The 20,101-nt window shown below is 40.7% G+C and carries 22 protein-coding genes; 8 read left to right on the forward strand and 14 right to left on the reverse strand.

Features of this window, described 5'->3' with window-relative positions; all coding sequences use genetic code 11:
- Window positions 1-133: 133 nt before the first annotated feature.
- The 6 genes from nuoF to FJX03_03700 are packed head-to-tail and all read right to left on the reverse strand — an operon-like array spanning window position 134 to window position 4,827.
- Window positions 134-1,417 carry an NADH-quinone oxidoreductase subunit NuoF gene (gene nuoF, locus FJX03_03675; GenBank protein ID MBM3632793.1) on the reverse strand — a complete coding sequence of 428 codons (1,284 nt, stop codon included), beginning with the start codon at window positions 1,415-1,417 and terminating at the stop codon, window positions 134-136.
- The gene (gene nuoE / locus FJX03_03680; GenBank protein ID MBM3632794.1) at window positions 1,417-2,022 is read right to left on the reverse strand and encodes an NADH-quinone oxidoreductase subunit NuoE; all 606 of its coding nucleotides are present in this window, start codon (window positions 2,020-2,022) and stop codon (window positions 1,417-1,419) included. Before nuoE ends, nuoF begins: the two co-directional genes overlap by 1 nt.
- Entirely contained in the window at window positions 2,019-3,182 is a 1,164-nt protein-coding gene (locus FJX03_03685; protein ID MBM3632795.1) for an NADH-quinone oxidoreductase subunit D, read from the reverse strand. Before FJX03_03685 ends, nuoE begins: the two co-directional genes overlap by 4 nt.
- Complete coding sequence (locus FJX03_03690; GenBank protein MBM3632796.1) at window positions 3,179-3,832, reverse strand: NADH-quinone oxidoreductase subunit C; 654 nt, start codon at window positions 3,830-3,832, stop codon at window positions 3,179-3,181. The genes FJX03_03685 and FJX03_03690 overlap by 4 nt, the downstream gene beginning before the upstream one ends.
- A gap of 39 nt (window positions 3,833-3,871) precedes the next feature.
- Window positions 3,872-4,435, reverse strand: a complete 564-nt coding sequence (locus FJX03_03695) for an NADH-quinone oxidoreductase subunit B (GenBank protein MBM3632797.1) — start codon at window positions 4,433-4,435, stop codon at window positions 3,872-3,874.
- Window positions 4,426-4,827 (reverse strand): NADH-quinone oxidoreductase subunit A, encoded by a 402-nt coding sequence (locus tag FJX03_03700; GenBank protein MBM3632798.1) that lies wholly within the window; start codon window positions 4,825-4,827, stop codon window positions 4,426-4,428. The genes FJX03_03695 and FJX03_03700 overlap by 10 nt, the downstream gene beginning before the upstream one ends.
- Before the next feature lie 217 nt (window positions 4,828-5,044).
- On the opposite strand from FJX03_03700, the gene FJX03_03705 reads away from it, so the two are divergent.
- Window positions 5,045-5,902, forward strand: a complete 858-nt coding sequence (locus FJX03_03705) for an outer membrane protein assembly factor BamD (GenBank protein ID MBM3632799.1) — start codon at window positions 5,045-5,047, stop codon at window positions 5,900-5,902.
- 12 nt (window positions 5,903-5,914) lie between these two features.
- Entirely contained in the window at window positions 5,915-7,612 is a 1,698-nt protein-coding gene (gene recN / locus FJX03_03710) for a DNA repair protein RecN (GenBank protein MBM3632800.1), read from the forward strand.
- Window positions 7,613-7,706: 94 nt separating this feature from the next.
- Here recN and FJX03_03715 read toward each other — a convergent pair whose 3' ends face one another.
- Window positions 7,707-8,297 (reverse strand): hypothetical protein, encoded by a 591-nt coding sequence (locus FJX03_03715; protein MBM3632801.1) that lies wholly within the window; start codon window positions 8,295-8,297, stop codon window positions 7,707-7,709.
- 221 nt (window positions 8,298-8,518) lie between these two features.
- On the opposite strand from FJX03_03715, the gene rpsU reads away from it, so the two are divergent.
- The 3 genes from rpsU to FJX03_03730 all read left to right on the forward strand — a co-directional run bounded on the left by rpsU (window position 8,519) and on the right by FJX03_03730 (window position 9,733).
- On the forward strand, window positions 8,519-8,722 hold the full coding sequence (rpsU, locus tag FJX03_03720; protein MBM3632802.1) for a 30S ribosomal protein S21: 204 nt from the start codon (window positions 8,519-8,521) through the stop codon (window positions 8,720-8,722).
- A gap of 172 nt (window positions 8,723-8,894) precedes the next feature.
- Entirely contained in the window at window positions 8,895-9,260 is a 366-nt protein-coding gene (rsfS, locus tag FJX03_03725) for a ribosome silencing factor (protein MBM3632803.1), read from the forward strand.
- 14 nt (window positions 9,261-9,274) lie between these two features.
- Window positions 9,275-9,733 (forward strand): 23S rRNA (pseudouridine(1915)-N(3))-methyltransferase RlmH, encoded by a 459-nt coding sequence (locus FJX03_03730; protein ID MBM3632804.1) that lies wholly within the window; start codon window positions 9,275-9,277, stop codon window positions 9,731-9,733.
- Here FJX03_03730 and rsmD read toward each other — a convergent pair.
- Complete coding sequence (gene rsmD / locus FJX03_03735) at window positions 9,705-10,274, reverse strand: 16S rRNA (guanine(966)-N(2))-methyltransferase RsmD (protein ID MBM3632805.1); 570 nt, start codon at window positions 10,272-10,274, stop codon at window positions 9,705-9,707. The two genes, FJX03_03730 and rsmD, sit on opposite strands and share 29 nt — an antisense overlap.
- Window positions 10,275-10,397: 123 nt before the next feature.
- Between rsmD and FJX03_03740 the strand changes: the two genes are divergently transcribed.
- The 3 genes from FJX03_03740 (at window position 10,398) to FJX03_03750 (ending at window position 13,346) form a co-directional block, all read left to right on the forward strand.
- The gene (locus FJX03_03740; protein MBM3632806.1) at window positions 10,398-10,901 is read left to right on the forward strand and encodes a hypothetical protein; all 504 of its coding nucleotides are present in this window, start codon (window positions 10,398-10,400) and stop codon (window positions 10,899-10,901) included.
- Between the two features lie 136 nt (window positions 10,902-11,037).
- Window positions 11,038-12,147 (forward strand): hypothetical protein, encoded by a 1,110-nt coding sequence (locus FJX03_03745; protein ID MBM3632807.1) that lies wholly within the window; start codon window positions 11,038-11,040, stop codon window positions 12,145-12,147.
- Window positions 12,148-12,263: 116 nt separating this feature from the next.
- Window positions 12,264-13,346 (forward strand): hypothetical protein, encoded by a 1,083-nt coding sequence (locus tag FJX03_03750; GenBank protein MBM3632808.1) that lies wholly within the window; start codon window positions 12,264-12,266, stop codon window positions 13,344-13,346.
- 19 nt (window positions 13,347-13,365) lie between these two features.
- Here the strand turns inward: FJX03_03750 and FJX03_03755 are convergent, their stop codons facing one another.
- From FJX03_03755 to FJX03_03780, 6 genes are all read right to left on the reverse strand, one after another.
- Window positions 13,366-14,076: a DNA replication protein gene (locus FJX03_03755; protein MBM3632809.1), complete on the reverse strand. Its 711-nt coding sequence runs from the start codon at window positions 14,074-14,076 to the stop codon at window positions 13,366-13,368.
- Window positions 14,073-15,179, reverse strand: a complete 1,107-nt coding sequence (locus FJX03_03760; protein ID MBM3632810.1) for an AI-2E family transporter — start codon at window positions 15,177-15,179, stop codon at window positions 14,073-14,075. The genes FJX03_03755 and FJX03_03760 overlap by 4 nt, the downstream gene beginning before the upstream one ends.
- Before the next feature lie 18 nt (window positions 15,180-15,197).
- Window positions 15,198-15,821, reverse strand: a complete 624-nt coding sequence (pgsA, locus tag FJX03_03765; GenBank protein ID MBM3632811.1) for a CDP-diacylglycerol--glycerol-3-phosphate 3-phosphatidyltransferase — start codon at window positions 15,819-15,821, stop codon at window positions 15,198-15,200.
- Between the two features lie 9 nt (window positions 15,822-15,830).
- Window positions 15,831-16,253 carry a nucleoside-diphosphate kinase gene (locus FJX03_03770; GenBank protein ID MBM3632812.1) on the reverse strand — a complete coding sequence of 141 codons (423 nt, stop codon included), beginning with the start codon at window positions 16,251-16,253 and terminating at the stop codon, window positions 15,831-15,833.
- Between the two features lie 220 nt (window positions 16,254-16,473).
- Window positions 16,474-18,693, reverse strand: a complete 2,220-nt coding sequence (locus FJX03_03775) for a calcium-binding protein (protein MBM3632813.1) — start codon at window positions 18,691-18,693, stop codon at window positions 16,474-16,476.
- Window positions 18,694-18,877: 184 nt separating this feature from the next.
- Window positions 18,878-20,062, reverse strand: coding sequence for a vanadium-dependent haloperoxidase (locus tag FJX03_03780; GenBank protein ID MBM3632814.1), 1,185 nt, complete (start codon window positions 20,060-20,062; stop codon window positions 18,878-18,880).
- Window positions 20,063-20,101 lie beyond the last annotated feature (39 nt).

Consider the following 20,101-nt stretch of genomic DNA (forward strand, 5'->3'; position numbering starts at 1 on the left):
GTCCTTTTTCGGTGCCAAGAAGGTTTGAGATCGGAAGGATGAGGAAAGTTTGCAAATTTCATGAAGAGAAACATTCCCATATCCCTAGATCTTCCCTTCTTTAATCATAAAAATTATATCAGACATCATCCGCTTATCCTAGGGGCTGCTGAGCTGTTGATTGATGAATACTATCTTCCATTTCTTGACGGTAATGGCGAATTAACCCCTGGACAGGCCAGGCGGCTGCATCCCCTAAAGCACAAATAGTATGGTTTTCTACTTGTCCCGCAACTTCTTCTAATAAGTCAATATCTTTAAGAGAAGCTTGCCCTTGTCCAATACGTTCCATCATGCGCCACATCCACCCTGTTCCTTCGCGGCAAGGTGTGCATTGCCCACAACTTTCGTGCATATAGAAGCGAGATAAATGGGAGATGGCTTTGATAATGTCTGTGGATTGATCCATCACAATAACTGCAGCGGTACCTAAACCACTTTTTACGTTACTTAAACTATCAAAATCCATTAACACCGTATCACAAATCGACTTCGGTAATAGAGACACTGAAGAGCCACCGGGAATAATAGCTTTAAGGTTTTTCCAACCCCCTCGCACTCCCCCGGCATGCTTTTCGATCAACTCTTTCAAGGGGATTCCCATTTCCTCTTCAACATTACAAGGGGTATTCACGTGCCCTGAAATACAGAAAATTTTTGTTCCTGTATTGTTGGGACGGCCAAGTCCCGCGAACCAATCGCCACCGCGCCGTAATATCGTGGGCACCACGGCTATTGTTTCTACATTATTAATAATTGTGGGACAGCCATAAAGACCCATGTTGGTTGGGTAAGGAGGCTTGAGACGAGGCATCCCTTTACGACCTTCAAGACTTTCTAGAAGAGCAGATTCCTCTCCACAAATGTAAGCTCCAGCACCGCGGTGAATGTATAAGTCAAAGTCCCAACCAGATTTAGCCGCATTTTTGCCTAATAAACTGGCGGCATATGCTTCATCTATTGCTTGTTGAAGAATTTCGGCCTCACGAACATATTCTCCCCGCACGTAGATATAACCTACATGAGCCCTGATGGCAAAAGCAGCTAATAGACATCCTTCAATAAGTTTATGGGGCTCATAGCGTAAAATATCACGATCTTTGCACGTTCCGGGCTCACTTTCATCTGCATTGACGATAAGATATGAAGGGCGACCGTCACTGACTTTTGGCATAAAAGACCATTTTTTTCCCGTGGGAAATCCGGCGCCACCTCGGCCCCTTAGGCAGGATGTTAGAATTTCATTGATAATCCAATCCGGTTCTTTAGACAAAAGACTTTTTATTGAATCCCAATCTCCCCGAGTCTTGGCTGCCTTTAAGAAGGGGGAGCTGGATCCAGATAAATTGGTGAAGATGCGATCTTGAGTAGTGAGCATTAACTCATTCCCTTTTTATGATCGAGTTGGTTTTTTTGAGCTTTTGATGAGGGTTTTGCGGGGGAGGAAATAGTTTTTCCTGTTGCCAAGTTTTGTAAAATAACTTTCATAGATTCTGGGTTCAGGTTTTCCAAGTAATCATCATTAATCTGAACAACAGGTGCATTAATACAAGCGCCGATACACTCAACTTCCATCAAGCTAAATTTACCATCAGTTGTAACTTCACCCGGCTTAATACCTAAGTGAGATTCGCAAACCGATTGAATGTCTGCTCCCCCCCTTAGCCAACACGGGGTCGTGCGACAGAGTTGGATATGATGCTTGCCAACGGGTTTCAAGTTAAACATTGTGTAGAAAGTTGCAACCTCTAGGGCTCGAATAAAAGGCATTTTTATCAAGAGAGCAACAGTTTCAATGGCGGATCGGGGAAGCCACCCCCCATTCTGTCTTTGAGCCAAATCTAACAGGGGCAAAATCGCACTGGCTTGTCGACCAACTGGGTATTTCTTGAGTATTTCTATGACAACATCTTGGTTCTCTGTGGAGAAGGTAAAATTCTCTTCCGTGGCTTCAGCTGAGGAGATATGCTTGTTCCCTGTCATCGGTCAATCTCTCCAAAAACGATATCTAAAGACCCAACAATAGCAACCACATCCGCTAGCATATGTCCTCTGGATAAAAAGTCTGTTGCCTGTAGAAAGGAATAAGAAGGCGCACGTATTTTGCAACGATAGGCACGATTTGTCCCCTGAGAGACAAGATAGACGCCAAATTCTCCCTTAGGGGCTTCCACGGCAGTATAAACTTCACCTGCGGGGACATGAATACCTTCTGTGTAATATTTAAAATGATTAATCATGGCTTCCATCGATCGTTTCATTTCTGCTCGAGGAGGGGGGGCTATGCGGGCATCATCCGTCATTATTGGACCTTGGGGCATATTATCAACACATTGATGAATTAATTTTACAGATTCTCGCATCTCCGCAACGCGAACCAAATATCTGTCGTAACAATCACCATGCTTGCCAATAGGGATGTCGAAATCCAACTGATCATAAATTTCGTAAGGTTGAGATTTGCGCAAATCCCATGGTATGCCACTGGCACGAAGCATAGGGCCTGTAAATCCCCAATTTAATGCATCATCAGCTGTAATTTTCCCAATATCAACAGTGCGCATTTTAAAGATACGATTTTCTGTTAGAAGAGTTTCTATATCATCAATGACTTTTGGAAACCGTAAAGCGAAGGCCTCAATTTCTTCAATAAGACCTTCAGGCAAGTCTTGGTGAACACCACCGGGACGGACGTAGGCGGCGTGAAGGCGAGCACCACAAACGCGTTCGTAAAATTCCATGATGATTTCGCGTTCTTCAAATGCCCATAAAAATGGCGTGATAGCCCCCACGTCCATGGCAAATGTGGCAATATTCAATAAATGGTTGGATATGCGGGTGAGTTCAGAGTAAAGAACCCGAATATATTGAGCTCTAACAGGAGCTGTTACGCCCAGAAGTTTTTCAATAGCAAGAACAAAAGCATGTTCTTGATTCATAGGAGACACATAATCGAGCCGATCAAAATAAGGAATCGCTTGCAGATAAGTTTTCTGCTCAATGAGTTTTTCTGTTCCTCTGTGGAGGAAACCGATATGAGGATCAGCGCGTTCTACCACTTCCCCATCAAGCTCAAGAACAAGGCGTAAAACGCCATGTGCAGCAGGATGTTGGGGCCCAAAGTTTAGGGTATGCTTTGTCATTTTCTGACCTGTGGGTCTGAGAGGAGGGAAGGGTTTGTATTTGATTCTTGCGTTTTGGTCTTCGTATCTAACATGCCTTCCCAGGGACTTAAGAAATCAAAAGTGCGGTAATCCTGGGACAAAGAAACGGGATTATAAACAACGCGCTTTTCAGTTTCGTCGTAACGTACTTCATAGAAGCCTGTTAATGGAAAATCTTTGCGTAAAGGGTGACCCTCAAAGTTATAATCTGTTAAGAGTCGGCGTAAATCTGGGTGATCTGCAAACGGGATACCCATCATATCCCAAACTTCTCGTTCATACCAGTTTGCACAAGCATAAATACCTGTTACGGAAGAAAGCGGCGTTATGCCATCTGTTGCAACTTTGATACGAATTCGTTGGTTTTTTTCCACACTTAACAAGTGATAAACAACATCAAATCTTTGAAGTCGCTCAGGGTAATCTATAGAGCAAATATCAATGAGTTGCTTGAACAAACATTTACTATTGTCTTTTAAGATGGTCAAAACCCGGGTGATTGATCCTGCATAAACGGTCAAAGTTAACTCTTCCAAAGCATAATCTATGTGAATAAGATCCGGTCCTAGGTGGTCCTCAATTATTGCCGCCAAATTCTTTAGAGATTCCGTTTTTTTATTATCTATCATGAAGGCTACCTTCTCAATCTTCACTTGCTAGTTTAGTCTTTAGCGCGCTATTTGTGAACCACGTTTGATTTTTTCTTGCAGTAACATAATTCCGTACAATAAGGCCTCAGCTGTTGGAGGACATCCCGGGACATAAACATCAACCGGAACAATGCGGTCACATCCGCGCACGACTGAGTAAGAATAATGATAATATCCCCCACCATTTGCACAGCTCCCCATAGAAATGACCCAGCGGGGCTCTGCCATTTGATCATAAACTTTGCGCAAGGCAGGGGCCATTTTATTCGTCAGCGTGCCGGCGACAATCATAACATCTGATTGACGAGGACTGGGGCGCATGATAATGCCAAACTGATCCAAATCATAGCGACTAGCAGCTGTATGCATCATTTCGATGGCGCAACACGCCAAACCAAATGTCATAGGCCATAAGGAACCGCTTTGGGCCCATGCTGCCAAATTATCGAGTTTTGTAATGATATATCCTTTATCATTAAGTGTCTGGGATATTGCGCTAAACAATTGTTTTTCATCTCTTAGTTCTGGAGGTAATTTATTTTGTAAATCACCAGATTTTGGGATTGTTAACTCTACTCCCATTCCAATGCCCCTTTTTTCCATTCATAAATGAACCCAATTGTTAAAATACTCAAAAAACTAATCATTGAGCAAAAGCCAAACAGGCCAATTTTACTTAAAGTTATGGCCCAGGGAAAAAGAAAAGCAATTTCTAGATCAAAAATAATGAATAATATGGCAATAAGATAAAATCGAACATCAAATCGGTGGCGCGTGTCTTCAAAAGCATTAAATCCACATTCATAAGGAGAAATTTTTTCCGGATCCGGGTTTCGGGTGGAGCGGAGATGATTGAGAACAAGCAATGCAATTGAAAGACCTATAGCCAGAATAAAAAAAATCATTATAGGTAAGTAATTATTAAGGTATGGTGCCACACTGGGTATTAAATGGGGTGAGGGGAGCTCAGGCATTTTTCTTTCTCATTACGGCTAAGTTATATCTTAAATGAAACTTTAGCACGAGATGATTTTTCATGCACTAGACGAAATGTCAGATGCAAAATAAAATCAAGGTATCTGTTCACCACCAGGTTATGCTATGGTGAGGGCAGATTTTTTTTAAACTCATTATGAGGGATTGATAATGGACAAGAAGACGATAACTAAAGGTATTGCTTTGGGGCTTTTCATGGGACTTGTGCAGACAGGATGTTCTGATAGTGAAACTCTGTTTGAGGAACTTCCGGTAGAATCCCTCTATAATCAAGGTATGGATAATCTGGAAAAGGGAAGTTTTATCCGCTCTGCTAAAGCCTTCGTTGAAGTTGAACGTCAACATCCTTATTCAGCCTTAGCCCCAAAAGCATTATTAATGGCTGCCTATGCTTATTATCAGGGAAAGAAATATGAAGATGCTTTGGAAAACTATAATGTTTTCATACAGCTTCACCCAGGTCATGAGCATATAGCTTATGCTTATTATATGGTTGGTATTTGCTATTATGAGCAAGTCCCCATGATTGAACGAGATCAAAAAACCACTGAAGAATCCTTGCGGGCTTTTGAAGAAGTTATCCGGCGATTCCCCGCCACTCCTTATGGCAAAGATGCCAAATTAAAGGTTGATTTAATTCGTGACCATCTTGCAGGTAAAGAAATGGACGTTGGGCGCTATTACTTAGGCAAACAAGCTTATTTGGCTGCTTTAAACCGCTTTAAAAATGTTGTGGAGGGTTTCCAAACCACATCTCATGCTCCAGAGGCTCTCCACCGTATGGTGGAATGTTATTTGGCTTTAGGTATTTTGGAACAAGCCCTAAAAACTGCTGCTGTTTTGGGATATAACTATCCCGGAAGCAGTTGGTATGGAGATACTTATCAATTGATTGGCACGAATATGCCGGATGCATTAAAGGAAGCCCCTAAGCCGGGGAATGGGCCTAAGGGTGTTGAAAAACCACTAGAAATTGTGGGAGAGTCATCACCTTTAACAAAAGCACCAGTTTCTGGTGGAAATATTAAAACCCGTCAAAAAACAAAGGAATAATTAGGCTTTCGAATGCTCTTAAGTCTTTCAATCAAAGATCTTGTCTTGATTGACACACTACATTTAAGTGTGGATGAAGGCTTGAGCGTTTTAACCGGAGAAACTGGGGCTGGAAAATCCATCCTTCTGGATGCTTTGGGGCTAGCATTAGGGATGAGGGGGGACGTATCCCTCATCCGCTTAAATACAGATCAAGCTATTGTTTCTGCAGAATTTTATATCAAAGACAATCCTATTATCGCGAAGCTTTTGATAGATAATGGTCTTACCGATGAAAGCTCGCAACCCCTTTCAACTCTTGTTTTTCGTCGAATCTTAAGTCGATCAAGCTCGGCAGAGGGGAATCCTTCGGGCCGAAGTCGAGCTTTTATCAATGACCAAATAGTTAGTGTGGGGTTGTTACGCGTTTTGGGTGACGCTCTTTTAGAAATACATGGTCAATTTGATCGCCTTCTGGATCCAACATCCTACCGTAATTTGTTGGACGAGTTTGCAAAAGCACAAAATTTACGCACAACAGTCTCTCATAATTTTATAACGTGGCAAAATGCAAATCAACAATGGCAAGAAGCTGAATCAAATGTTACTTTTTTGCGTCAAAATGAAGATTTTCTAAAGCTACAGCTAGAAGAATTAAAAAAATTAAATGCCGTACCTGGTGAAGAAGAAATGTTGCTGAAAGAACGGGCAGATTTGGCTCACGTTGGGAAATTAAGCGAAGCCATTCGTGAGGCAACCACCCACTTGCAAACTCCCTCTATGGAATCCTCACTTTATGCAGCAACCAAGTCCCTCCAAAAGGTTCAGGGTCAAGGAGATGGAAAAATTGATGCGGCCATCCAGGCGTTGGAAAAAGCTTCAGGGGAAGTGATTGAAGCCAATGCCCAAATACAAGATATTGCTGATCAATTGGCAAACCATCCCCGTCGACTCCTAGAAATTGATGAACGACTTTATGCACTTAGGGCTGCTGCCCGTAAGTATGGTGTTATGGGGGATGCTTTAAGTGAATTACTACAAAAGCGAACGGATGAGTTGGCGTCCCTTGAGCAAGCAACGGATCTACTAGCCAGTTATGCAAAAGCCGCTTCACAGGCTCGAGTAACCTATTATGCGTCTGCCCAAGACTTGCATCAGTGCCGTATAGAAGCAGCCTTGGTTCTTGAGGAAGCCGTTATGAATGAATTGCCGGCTTTAATGCTTCCTCAAAGTCAATTTAAGGTCCAGGTGCATGAATTGCCTGAAACCCACTGGGGTGATTTTGGTTTCGACCGCATTGATTTTATGGTGGCAATGAATAAAGGACAAGATTTTTGCAGTGTGAGTAAATCTGCGTCCGGTGGCGAATTGGCCCGTTTGATGTTGGCTTTAAAAGTGGTGTTGGCCAGTCGATCTTCAATTCCCACAATCATTTTTGATGAAATTGATACAGGAGTTGGTGGCGCTGTTGCGGCAGCAATTGGAGAACGGTTGTCAAATTTAGCGAATCATGTCCAAGTCTTAAGTATAACGCACTCCCCTCAGCTTGCAGCCTATGCAAAAACTCACTTTTTAGTCTTTAAAGAGGATCAAGGAACTTTTATGCGCACTTCTGTTCGTCGTTTAAGTCCTGAAGAGCGGCAGGATGAGCTAGCTCGGATGTTATCAGGTGCCGAAATTACTGTTGAGGCTCAAGCGGCAGCGTCACGATTGTTACAAGGGCTTGGATAAATCAGAAAACATATAAGTGATGCAAATAAGCTACTCATTCATCTTTTGCACAAAAATCTCTCATTCCTTTGTAAGTTCTTTGTTTCAAAAGTCTTTACGGATTAAAAGATCTGTTCAGTACAATTATGTTTCTATCAAATTGCTTGAATTCCTTAGGCTTGGAAGCTAGAATTTTGTCACATTGATCTTGGAAACCCTTTGGGTCCAACATTCTCTTTAATTTGCTTTTGCCTGGTTGTCCCGATGCGTCATTGGATATAGCTGTTTTGTCCAATAAAGTGCCAACATATTCAAGAGCTTTCTCACCTCTTGCCAACTCTTCTTGAGATTGGTTAGCTCCCGCTGGATCGTTTTTATCTAAGTTAAAATTTCCAAGAAATTTGCAATGAAAATTCGGTGTCGCTACCGCTGAACACTCTAACAGGCACCTCACTGCTCTTCCTACAATTTTTGTTTGGCGAGCACCATCTTGGCCTACTTTTGGTAAAATGGTTGTGTTTGTAAAATCTGCCGATGGATCTTTTAAGAAACGGTTTTTTAGAAATTTACTGTAGACAACGGCCCCGTGTGTGCCCAAATGCTCTGTACAAGAATCCTTACAGTTTATCTTTGTATGGGCTAAAGTTGTCTTAATTGTGGTTATTACGAGGATTGATAGTATAATTTCTCTCAATGTAAATTTCATCTTAAAAGCTTCTCAATGGATTTTCGCACATAATTTAGTAATAAGGGTTTTTTATAAACATATCGTTAATAAGTATCTATTTTCTCAATGATTTTATTTGTTTTAGGGGAAATTTAAGTGTTTATATTCCCACAGATATGATTGTGTTTGAAAAATAATCATGCTATAAGCTTGATTTATGGTTTTATAAACCAAATTTTATGGAAAGGAGTTGATGATTCGTGAAAGTTGATGTTCGTGATAATAATATTGACCAAGCTTTGCGTGTTCTAAAGAAAAAAATGCAACGTGAAGGTATTTATCGGGAAATGAAATTGCGCCGTCACTTTGAAAAGCCTTCTATTCGTCGTGCGCGAGAGAAAGCTGAAGCGGTCCGCCGTTTCCGGAAGTTGATGCGTAAGCGTTTGGAGCGGGAAGGGTATTAATTTTTAGGCCCTTTTTTCACGAAAATAAACAATAAGAAAAAAGGGGGCTTGTTGTCCCCTTTTTTTGTAGAGAATAATCTTTATTTAAGCCCCTAGGGGTACATAAAAAATTTCAAAAATCTGGGCTCTGTTGTGCGAAAGAAGTCAACAAGTAGCTGAGGGAGAATTAGTCATTACCAGAAAGAAAAAATCATCACCCCTTTCATCGCGAGATCTCTGCACTTTAATCGAAAAGATTTTAAGTGATAAGAAGGCAGAAGATATTGTGTCATTAGACTTAATCGGGAAGACATCCATTACCGATTACATGATTATTGCGACCGGTCAATCCGCCCGCCAAGTTGGCGCCATGGCTGAAGCTGTTCAAATAGAGCTAAAAGCCCATGGCATCAAGACAGTTATCGAAGGAATTCCTCAATGCGATTGGGTTTTGGTCGATGCTTTTGATGTCATTGTGCATCTTTTCCGTCCCGAAGTTCGAAAGTTCTACAACTTGGAAAAAATGTGGGGCGTCGAAATCCCCGAAACGATCTCTTGATTCCCCATTAAGTTATGAAATTTATTCTTCTTTGTGTTGGAAACTTAAAAAATGGTCCTGAAAAAGCTATTTTAGATCAATATCGCCCGCGTCTCTCTTGGTCTTTTGAGATGCAGGAAGTTGTTTGTCGCAAATTGGGAACACCGGAACAAATTAAGACTTGGGAAGGAGATCTTCTTCTTCAAGCCATTGACTCTAATAGCGTTGTTATTGGATTGGATGAGCGAGGAAGGTCAGTTTCCAGCGTAGAATTTGCCCAAAACATTCAATCTTATCGCAATGAGGGCGTTAAAGCCCTCACTTTTGTGATTGGGGGTGCAGATGGTTTAAGTGATGCGGTGAAGTCGCGGTGTCACCGACTTATTTCATTGGGTTGCATGACCTGGCCCCATCTGCTCGTGCGGGGAATGCTGGTCGAACAAATTTATCGTGCACAGCAAATTCTTATTGGTCATCCCTATCATCGCGCATGATGCGACAAAATGAAACGAGCGCAGCTCCATAACGCCGCTGATCTATAAGCTGGATAGAGGGGGGTAATTTTAGGGCCCTTTTATAACTCGTTTCCAAAATAATAAGTGTTTGATCACTTATCCATCCTTGGTATTGAAGAGCCAAGATACAGACATCCTCACAATGCTGATCATAGGGAGGGTCTAAGAATACCAGGTGCATAGGTTGGCGCGCTTTGGGGGGGGTGGTTGCATCTCCAACAATAAGAGTGCAGCAAGACTCACTGTTAAAGTTTGCAATATTTGCCTTTATGGTTTGTGCGGTCTGCGGACTATTTTCTATAAATGTGACGTGTTTGGCCCCACGTGATAAAGCCTCAAGGCCTAATGCGCCACTCCCTGCAAATGCGTCCAACACCAAAGCATCCTGGAAAAACAAATTTTTGATACTTTGAATAATATTAAATACGGATTCGCGAGCCCGATCCGATGTGGGACGTGTTAAATTTGTTGGGGGTGAAATCAGTTTTCGGCTTTTAAATTTTCCAGAAATAATTCGCATAGACTATTGTTCGTTAATTGACAAATGAGTGCGTCTTCTTGTACCACAGCTTTAGTGATCTTGTGAATCAATGATTTTTCAGGTTAAGATATAATTAAGATCCCTTATAGAAGTTATACTGCGATGAAAAAATTGATTCTTATGCGTCATGCTGATTCCCAACCTGAGCAATTCAGCCTCACCGATCGGGAACGCCCTTTATCTGGTGAAGGGTTAGAAGAACTTGAGATGGTTCGCAAAAAATTACAAGGGGAACTTCAAGGCCTTAAACTTGTCTTGTGTTCTAATGTCAAAAGAACCCGTCAAACCTTGGAAGGAATAAAAGCAATCTTGCCTTCGTCGTGCGAGTTTGCCTTTGATGATGCTTTATACCACGCACCCGCTGCCAATTTGATTAACCGTCTTCAATCTCTGGAGGAATCTTCTGATTTCGTCATGATTATTGCGCATAATCCGGGAGTGAGCGATTTTTTTAACCTTGTTGTTAATTCCACCCAAAGACAAACCAGCATGCCGCAAGTTCTCCCCACTTCAGGAGTAGCTATTTTTGGGGGAAATTTTAAAAAATGGAAAGAAGCAGCGCCGGCGCTATTTACTTTGCAATCCTATTTGATGCCCGGTCGATAAAGGGATAAGCTGTATTCTCTATAGGGAAGTATGTCAATATCCTTGACATTATTAAAGATATGTTCTACTAAAATCAAAGAAAAAAAGAATAATAAAAATATTTGTATCTTTAATATAAACGATGCGGGTTAAAATCATGATTCCTAATTTTTACATAGTATTCATTCTTTTCTTAACTTTTTCCTCTCTTAAAATTTTCGAAGTTAGTGCTGTAGAATCACCATTTCAAGTTTATTGTAATGAAGATGCTAGTCAAGAATATAAAGCGTATTTTAGTACACCACGACTACCTGAGAAAAAGGTTATTCAAAAACTGGTGGAGTTTACTCTAAAAGGCGAAAAAGATGCTTTTCATACAGTTTATAACCTTTATAATAATGCCGAATCAAATGGAGTTGTTACCCAATCAAAAGAAGTTTTTCTAAGAACCGTCGCGACTCCCCAAAATGGTTTTGTTTTTCCTTTCTTAGCAAGACACCTTGATGATGCTCATAATCCTGAATGCTTGATATGGTACCAAAAATGTAATGATAATTATGTTGCAGATCCCGATAGTATAACGAACTATGCCATGGCAATTTTAATTTATTCGCAGCCTTCCATTGTTGTGACGGATAAGGCTTTGGCTCTTCTCCAAAAATGGGATCGGGAACATATGACGAGCAGTAAACAAGATATGTTAACGTTTGTGGCAGTTTATCAACTGATATTTAAAAGCGCAAAAAAACTTCAATATACCGATTTAATTATAAAGCATGTTAACTGGAAACATAGATTTCCTGCTGTTATGGAAGGAGTTCGCAAAACTTTTATAGAAGTATTTGAAGGAACGCCTTATATAAACCTTATTATAAAAGAGACAGGTTTAGTGCCTATTTTGATTAAACCTGAGGATCTTTTCACACCAGAAAATATAATGAAAATAGCGCTCAAAATTGTAAGTAGACATCAAGAATATGATAAAAATGTTGTTTCTTCAGTTGTTCACAAACTCTCTGATATTTTGAAGGATAAAAATGCCAGAGAGGCTCCTCATCGTAAATATAAGGATTTCAAACCAACTCAGGCGACTCGGGAGCAAATTACTTTTTGGGCACGGGATATTATTATTACCCGACGTGCTCAGCTTGTTGAGTATACGGGAGATGATGTTATGCTTAGGCAACTATTTAGTGAAATAGACAATGTAACCCTTGAAAAATATCTTATCAGTGCATTTAAAGAAATGTTTTGCTTGGAATTTTAGTTTTAAATAAAATATAGATTTTTAATGAGATCTATCAATAAAAAACTAAAGATAATTGCAATTATTAATAATATAAATTATCTTATTATTTCGCTAAAAATTAAGGGTTAAAGGTCATGAACAAAAATATTCACCTTTTAATTTCTATTCTCCTAACTCTATTTTCCTTAAAAACCTATGCCACAACCTCACCTGACGATAATTATGTTGTAATTTGTGGCTCCAAAGCAAGCTCGGCTTATAAAAAATTTGTTCAATCCCCTGCTAAGGCGGCAAATTGGCAAAAGCAATTATTAAAGTTTGCCGAAGAGGGGGAGAGAGACGCGATCTTAACGATTAAGGAAAGGCTAAACAATGCACAAAAAGAGGAAGCTTTTGTAAGAGATCTTGCAAAAAAACAAAACAAAGCTGCTGTTCCTATTCTGGCAAAACATCTACAGGATCAAAGAAATCCAGAATGTGTCATTTGGTACAAAAGAAGTGAAAAAGCTGAACTTTTCGATGTGGATTTTCGTATCAATTTTGCGATGGCACTTTTGTTTTTTGAAAAGGAAGTAAAGGAGTCTCTTGAAGTGAGCTTTAAACTTCTTCAAAAATGGGAATATGAGGATAAGACTGACACCTTAGAAGATCATCAATTTTTGTTAGGTGCTTATGTTCTTTTATTTGAGGGAATAAAAAAATTAGGCCATGTCAATTTAATTTATAATTATGTGGATTGGCGGCATAAAACTTCTGAAAACACTAAATTGATCCGAAGTGTTTTTATTAATATATTTCAGGGAACACCCTATATAAATTTGATTGCGAAAGAAAAGGGAGTTCTTCCTGTTTTAGTGTCGTTAGAAGATATTTTGAAAGAAGGACATATTGAGGAGTTAGTTGCTAAAATATTACAGGAAAACAAGCATTATGCTAATAATGTTATATCTATAGTGATAGGTAACCTTTTTGCCATTTTGCAGGATAAAGAGATAAGAGAATTTCCTAATAGAAAGTATAGGGATTTTAATCCAAATAAGGCAACTTTGTCTCAAATTATATATTGGGCACGAGAAATTATTTATACGAAACGCTCACAACTTATATATAGTGGTGATGACATTATGCTTAAGCAACTATTTAGTGAAATAGACAATGTAACCCTTGAAAAATATCTTGTCAGTGCATTTAAAGAAATGTTTTGCTTGGAATTTTAGTTTGGCAATTTAAGGCAGGTTAGATATGTTTAGGAGCTAAGTCACTCAAAACATCGCGTACCAATCCCAAGGTGAGAGAGCGATGAAGTACAAGTGTTTCATGATCTAAGATATTGACAAGATTGCGAATGCTCTCAAATGAACGTTCTACGCGGCGTAAAATATATTCGGCAACTTCACTTGAAAGGGACATGCCCTTTTCTGCACAGAGTTTAAGAAGAACGGCGTGTAAGACACTTTCATCCGGTGGGTTCACGGCCACACTTAAAATTGTGCTCAAGCGAGATCGTAAATCCGGGAGGGTAACGCCCCAGTGGTTGGGCGCTTGTCGACTGCAGATGAGAAGGTCTTTTTGTTCTTCTTTAATAAGATTATAAAAGTGAAACATCCACTCTTCTTGATCTTTTTGAGATTGAGCATTTGTTGAGGTGTGTAATTCCGCATCATCCAGAATAATAGCCTGATTTGCTTTTAAAATTTCTTCTGGCGATGAGATCAGAGCTTCTGGCATGGTTAAATAGCTTGCCCCCGACTTTTCCTGCCAGATATGCGCCAGATGTGTCTTGCCACAGCTGGGTTCTCCATAAATGGCGATCATTTTCATGGGCCAATTTGGCCAGCGGTGTATCCATTCTAACGCTTCCCAATTACAAGGGCTTTTCATAAAATTTGCACTTGAATAATCCGGCTTGTAAGACAAGTCTAGAAGCAGCTGGTTCGCCCGGGTCATTTAAGGCGAGGTGGCGCTTTCAAGCGCCCTTTTTGAGAAATTGTCTGTTGATAGATGGAAGAGTTAAGGTACCAATCTATAATAATGCGGGACACAACCCCTAATGCAGCCGTAATCGGTAAAGCAAGTAAAATGCCCATGAAGCCGAACCATGTGCCGGCTGCAAATAAAGCAAAGATTATCCATACGGGGTGCAGTCCGATTTTTTGACCAATGAAACGAGGGATTAAGATATTTCCCTCAATTAGGCTAATACACACAAATATAAGTGTGACAAAGCCAATGGCAGACCAGTCGGTGAAATTGGCAAAAATCAGTCCTAAACTTGTTAAATATCCAAGAAGCATACCAATGTAGGGAATGAAAGACATAAATCCGGTTAAAATGCCAACGATTATCCCCTGCTTAAGACCAATTGCCCATAAGCTCACCGCATATAAAACCATTAAAATAAGACAAATCGTTGATTGACCCTTTGCATAGGAAGACAAGGTTCGGTCTATGGTTAAGACATGCTGGCGAATTTGAGGTTCCCACTTTTGCGGAAGTAAATTATCTATTTTCTGAATCATACGAGGCCAGTCTTTTAAAAGATAGAATGTGATGATAGGTGTTAAAATGACCAAAGACAATAAGTTGGCCAAAGCCATGCCATTACTCAATAAATTTGTTAAGACACGTACCGACCAGGTTAGGACATCCCCTAAGTGACTAATAACTTGCGTTTTTAGTTCCGCAGCACTCGGGGTGCCGTAATCTTGAGAAACACGCTCTAAGGTAGGGGCAATGCTTTGAAATAGATGTTCAATAAGAGGAGGAATACTACTGGCAAGCAGAAAAAGTTGTTGTTGGAGGTAAGGAAGAGCAATCAGCATTAACGTGACTAATATAATAATCAAAGATAAAACCAAAAGGCCGCTGGCTATACCTCGTGATAGATAATGTTGAGAAAGCCAAGTTGCGGGCCGATTCAAAGCATAAGCGCCGATAAAGGCTGTGAGAAAAGGCAGGAGCATTGATCCTAAACTGTAAAGGGTTCCTATGAAGGCTGTGAGCCCCATAAGAGTAATCCAAAACCAATGTATACGCCGTTGCTCAACCATTTTCACCCCTCTTCAAGGTCAACTTCTTTGTCGAAGAATTCCTATTGCCGCTTTTCCATAGATTATACCTGATATCAGGGTTGTAAAAGCGACGATATAGAGCGAGATTACCATGAGAATGTGTGGAATACTAGAGGTTGGGATGGGGAGAGACGGTGTATGAATGGCTAATATGAATCCAATGAAAAGCATTTGAAAAGTTGTGCTAATTTTTCCTATCCACTGCGAGGGAAGCTGAATATTCCCATGAAATGCAAAAATTATGCTGGCACCCACGCTAAGAATCAGAAAATCACGAACGAGAACTAAGCCCGCTAACCATGTGGGAATATACCCAAGATAACTCACCATAACGTAAGCAGCCACCAAAAGAAATTTATCAGCCATGGGATCGAATATTTGACCAAATTTAGAAGTGACACTCCACCGTCGAGCAAGATAGCCATCAAGCCAATCTGTTAAGCTTGCGGCTAAGAAAATCCAAAAAGCTTTGGAAAAATCTTTGTAAGCCAGAAACCACACAAGTAACGGCGTGCACAAAAGTCGGAATGTTGTTAAGAGATTAGGTATATAGCGGTAAAAAGAAAAAAAGCCAAAGGAAAAGCTATTATTAAGTCGCTCATGCCTTTGGCTTTTTGTCATAAAGCTTTCCTAGCCAACAATTTCAAGGTCACTAAAAAAGAATTTAATTTCTGCCGCAGCTGTTTCAAGAGCGTCAGATCCATGGACGGAGTTGGCTTCAATAGATTCCGCAAACTCGCGGCGAATTGTTCCGGGTTCCGCATTCGCTGGATTTGTGGCTCCCATAACATTGCGATAAGTCGCAACGGCATTCTCGCCTTCCAAAACTTGCACAACGACGGGGCCGGAAGTCATGAAAGCACATAAATCATTAAAAAATGATCGTGTTGCATGAACCCCATAAAAGGCTTCCGCTTGAGGAAGTGTTAACCAAAGGCGCTTTTGTGCAATAATACGCAAAGATGCCGCTTCGATTTTTTCGTTTATTTTCCCAGTTAGGTTGCGTCGAGTGACGTCCGGCTTAAGAATTGAAAACGTTCTTTCTATTGCCATTTTAAACTATCCTTTAAAAAAATGATTGTTAAATACTATACCGACGAGATGTAGCATTCATAAGTGAAATGACGGAAAAAATCAACAAGAACATCAGGAATTTACAAATTTTTTGAATGAGAATATATGATATTGAATAAAATAATAAAAAAACCTACCTCACACGTATTTGTGAGGTAGGTTTTTGTTTCATAATAGTCGTTCTAAAATATAAACAATTTTAAGCTATAAACTTAACTTGGTTTACATGATCAAACGTTACAACTTCATGGTTTACACTGCTGGTTATTGTACCATGCAATGTTTGACCTGTAGCCGCTGTCCAGCTTCCATCTGCATTATGGACAGCTGATCCTGGGTCAGTAATCGTTATTGTCCATGTTGAAGCAGCACCTTTTAGCCCAATAATGTTGTTTGCAGAGGCTGCATTTCCATGAACGGTGTCATGTCCATCACTGATGAATTGGAAGCCAGAGGTAACAGATTGGTCTGCTAACGCAACCGGATAAACTTTGTTACCTTGGATGCCTTGACTCAACAATGGATACTTTAAGTCATTGAAGACAAAGAGGTTATCCCCTAAGCCACCAATATAAGTATCGTTTCCACCCCCATCATAGAAGGTGTTGTAAGAATGGTTACCACCGGTGATTGTTACGTGATCTCCCCACTCTGCGTAGAATGTATTGTGAGAATAATCTCCACCAACGATGATAGCATTCCCGCCACCTCCATAGATGAGGTTAGTGGAATTAAATCCGCCGGTTATGGTGACATCACCACCACCACCGTAGATTGTGTTGCAAGAACAGTCACCACCAAACAATTGACTCGGAGCTGGTCCGCCATAGATGGTGTTAACGGAGCTGTTACCACCATGGACGATATCGTTACCGGTTTCTGTATAGATCACATTGGTTGCATGATCACCACCTGTGATTGTTACATTCCCTGTACCGCCATAAATGGTATTTGTTGAATAATCACCTCCGATGATTTTATCAACGCCGCCGCCGCCCCAAATGTTATTTGTGGCATGATCACCACCAAACATTTGTTGATTGCCGCCGCCGCCGTACATGAAGTTTGTGGCTCCATCGTCACCACCATACATTTGGTTGGTAGCATGACTACCTCCAATCATATAGTTACGCGTGCAGTCTCCGTCGCCACCGTACATCACATCACATCCATAGTTCGCTGCTCTTAATTCATTTGTAACGGTGAAATCTCCACCAATTAACAAATCGTTTCCATCTCCTTGCAAGAGATTATAAGAAACATGATTGAGGCCATGGTGTGTATTGCTTGCGGAGTAGTTTGTAGGGGGCGCATGACCGAGCCCGCCAGAACTACTTGTGGAGCAATCTGCAAAGGTTCCAGAAACATATTGCAAACTAAAGTCACTACTATCAGCGACAATAGATCCTTGACCATTCGTATCCGGAGCGGATGTGCTTGGATTATCGTAAGCGAGACCCGTTAATACAACTTTATCAAAGGTTATGCCATTGACTGTAACAGATACACTTCCAGACCCATTATCCACAGCTGTGAAATGAGAATTAGAAGTTGTGCCGTTGGCAACAATTTCTGAGGTTCCGACAAGCACGCCACCATCATAAAGTTGAATTTGCATGGCTTCGTTTTTGCCTTGATCTATATTACTTGCTGCATTGTAGAAGTAAGACAACCCAAATTTGGCTGTTTGTACATCATGAGCAAAATTAATAATCAATCCCTCTGATTGATGAGTTACAGGATCATATCCTGTTTCACCATTTGGGCTGGAGCTGCCTGGGGTTGTATTTCCAGCTACACCAATGCCCCCCGCTTGAAGGGCTAAAAGAGTACTGAAATTCGAACTATTCACCTCAGTTGTTACTGTTGGTCCAGCAACAGTGCTGCTACTGAGGGCAACGGTTGAGATTGTAAACCCAGATTGTCCCCAAAGAGAGGCAAAACTACCGGTTGTTGCAGCCTCAGTTTGCGAACCCAACATAAATGTTAGGGGGATGTCGGGGGTATGGCAACCACAGTCAGCTGGTGGAGGTGTTGGCTCACACGCAGGTGGTGGCGGTGGAGGTGTTGGCTCACACACAGGTGGTGGCGGTGGGGGTGTTGGCTCACACACAGGTGGTGGCGGGGGTGGATTATGCGGTTCACACACGGGTGGCGGCGGTGGGGGTGTTGGCTCACACACAGGTGGTGGCGGGGGTGGATTATGCGGTTCACAGACTGGGGGAGTCGGATTATGATGTCCGCCCCCATGATGGTCGTTATCATGGTGCCCGTTATTGTGATGTCCGTTATTATGATGACCATTATTATGATGACCATTATTATGATGATCGTTATCGTGGTGGCCCTTTGGTGGCGTATCACATCCCGGCTTGTTGTCGTGATCGTTATTTTTATGGCTCATTTTTTTCTTAGACATGTTTATATCCTCCCATTAAATACACATAGTATGTGCATATTATTCACTCTACACATTCAAATATAATTTTAATAAAAATAAAATCAATATGTAAAAAACAATTAAATAATTTAATATAAAAAATTACTATTATTTAATTATATGTATATGAAAAAGTAAGATTTATTTAAATAAAGAATAGTGTTTACTGATTTTCTAATTTTTTTGTTATCCAATTGCCAATTTTGCGGCCGAGTTCCACACCGTCGTGCTCATCAACCGGAAAATGAATTCCCCCCCAAAGACGAGAATGGGCAATCTCAGCTGCTGTTTCATTCCAAACGGACAAATTTTCCGGAAAATAATGGTCCATTATAATAGCGGCTGCCATAGATAACGTTGCATGACCTGAAGGATAACTCGGTTCCTCGGGGGTTTTTATATTTGGTTTTATGTCCGGGAATATCATTTCAGGACGTTGTTTCCAATAGGTAAATTTCGTATCAAAGCATGCAATTGTTGCATCGGCAACACCCATCGCAAGAATAGATCTTATGAGAATCGACTGGGGGAGAGGGGTTTTGTGCTTTGCCATATATTGATTTGCAAGGTTTAGCCATTGACCAGAAGTTAAAATTGTTCCCGAACCAGCTGACCATTTGTTAGCAATTTCAATTTGTTCTTTTGTTACCGAAGAAAGTATAGTTTTAAGCTCTTCTTTTTGATTTTTTATGTCCTTTGTGTCGTAAGATTGGGGAGTGGGGAGTCTAAATTGGCTGCTTGTCTTCATAAACCAGGGTGTTTGATACCCAATTTTTTGGCCAAAGTAAGCTTTGTTCTTTTCCCACTCTTGAGGAACTTTAGAGTCGGTCACCTCGTCCATGGCTTTTTTTTCGGCTTCAAGTCGTTTGCGAATTTTGTCAGTGACAATTTCTGCCATTTTTAGAGAATATGCATCAGTTTTTTCTGAAGCGTGAAGAGAAGCACAGGTGTTAGGCAGCAGAAGACACAAAGTTTTCTGAGAAACCGTTGAAAGAGAACCGGAAAGCTTTTTCTTAATTTGGTACGATAAAGCCGCGGCATCTCGTTGTGCGGCAAAAAAATAAGCATAAAGGCGTGTTGCATCATCTTTACTGCGGTTTTCCTTTACTAATTCAAAGACAATTTGTGTCCATTGATCAACTTCTGCCTCTGTCATGACTTTTTCAGAGTTTAATTGTTCCAAAGCTTGAATTTCACCAGGAGAATAAGAAAAATATGTCGTCAAGTCTGTAGAAGAGGATAGGGCATTCACAGGGGCGTGATGTAAGACATAATATAATATGCCCAAAGTGATTATGGCGATCGTGCTAAGATAGGAAGTTATACGAATGATATGTTTATCCATCATTTTCTAAAAATCTCTAAACCTCATAACCGTTGCAACGAA

Source organism: Alphaproteobacteria bacterium, from assembly GCA_016870095.1.
In the GTDB taxonomy this organism is placed as follows: Bacteria; Pseudomonadota; Alphaproteobacteria; order Paracaedibacterales; family VGCI01; genus VGCI01.

What these genes read in the sequence shown, in the direction of transcription:
- FJX03_03740 (MBM3632806.1), top strand. Translation starts at nt 10,398, where the DNA reads ATGAAAAAATTGATTCTTATGCGTCATGCTGATTCCCAACCTGAGCAA.
- FJX03_03770 (MBM3632812.1), bottom strand. Translation starts at nt 16,253, where the DNA reads ATGGCAATAGAAAGAACGTTTTCAATTCTTAAGCCGGACGTCACTCGA.
- FJX03_03745 (MBM3632807.1), top strand. Translation starts at nt 11,038, where the DNA reads ATGATTCCTAATTTTTACATAGTATTCATTCTTTTCTTAACTTTTTCC.
- FJX03_03715 (MBM3632801.1), bottom strand. Translation starts at nt 8,297, where the DNA reads ATGAAATTTACATTGAGAGAAATTATACTATCAATCCTCGTAATAACC.
- FJX03_03775 (MBM3632813.1), bottom strand. Translation starts at nt 18,693, where the DNA reads ATGTCTAAGAAAAAAATGAGCCATAAAAATAACGATCACGACAACAAG.
- FJX03_03685 (MBM3632795.1), bottom strand. Translation starts at nt 3,182, where the DNA reads ATGACAAAGCATACCCTAAACTTTGGGCCCCAACATCCTGCTGCACAT.
- nuoF (MBM3632793.1), bottom strand. Translation starts at nt 1,417, where the DNA reads ATGCTCACTACTCAAGATCGCATCTTCACCAATTTATCTGGATCCAGC.
- FJX03_03750 (MBM3632808.1), top strand. Translation starts at nt 12,264, where the DNA reads ATGAACAAAAATATTCACCTTTTAATTTCTATTCTCCTAACTCTATTT.
- rsmD (MBM3632805.1), bottom strand. Translation starts at nt 10,274, where the DNA reads ATGCGAATTATTTCTGGAAAATTTAAAAGCCGAAAACTGATTTCACCC.
- pgsA (MBM3632811.1), bottom strand. Translation starts at nt 15,821, where the DNA reads ATGACAAAAAGCCAAAGGCATGAGCGACTTAATAATAGCTTTTCCTTT.
- FJX03_03700 (MBM3632798.1), bottom strand. Translation starts at nt 4,827, where the DNA reads ATGCCTGAGCTCCCCTCACCCCATTTAATACCCAGTGTGGCACCATAC.
- FJX03_03760 (MBM3632810.1), bottom strand. Translation starts at nt 15,179, where the DNA reads ATGGTTGAGCAACGGCGTATACATTGGTTTTGGATTACTCTTATGGGG.
- FJX03_03755 (MBM3632809.1), bottom strand. Translation starts at nt 14,076, where the DNA reads ATGACCCGGGCGAACCAGCTGCTTCTAGACTTGTCTTACAAGCCGGAT.
- FJX03_03695 (MBM3632797.1), bottom strand. Translation starts at nt 4,435, where the DNA reads ATGGGAGTAGAGTTAACAATCCCAAAATCTGGTGATTTACAAAATAAA.
- recN (MBM3632800.1), top strand. Translation starts at nt 5,915, where the DNA reads ATGCTCTTAAGTCTTTCAATCAAAGATCTTGTCTTGATTGACACACTA.
- FJX03_03705 (MBM3632799.1), top strand. Translation starts at nt 5,045, where the DNA reads ATGGGACTTGTGCAGACAGGATGTTCTGATAGTGAAACTCTGTTTGAG.
- nuoE (MBM3632794.1), bottom strand. Translation starts at nt 2,022, where the DNA reads ATGACAGGGAACAAGCATATCTCCTCAGCTGAAGCCACGGAAGAGAAT.
- FJX03_03780 (MBM3632814.1), bottom strand. Translation starts at nt 20,062, where the DNA reads ATGATGGATAAACATATCATTCGTATAACTTCCTATCTTAGCACGATC.
- FJX03_03690 (MBM3632796.1), bottom strand. Translation starts at nt 3,832, where the DNA reads ATGATAGATAATAAAAAAACGGAATCTCTAAAGAATTTGGCGGCAATA.
- FJX03_03730 (MBM3632804.1), top strand. Translation starts at nt 9,275, where the DNA reads ATGAAATTTATTCTTCTTTGTGTTGGAAACTTAAAAAATGGTCCTGAA.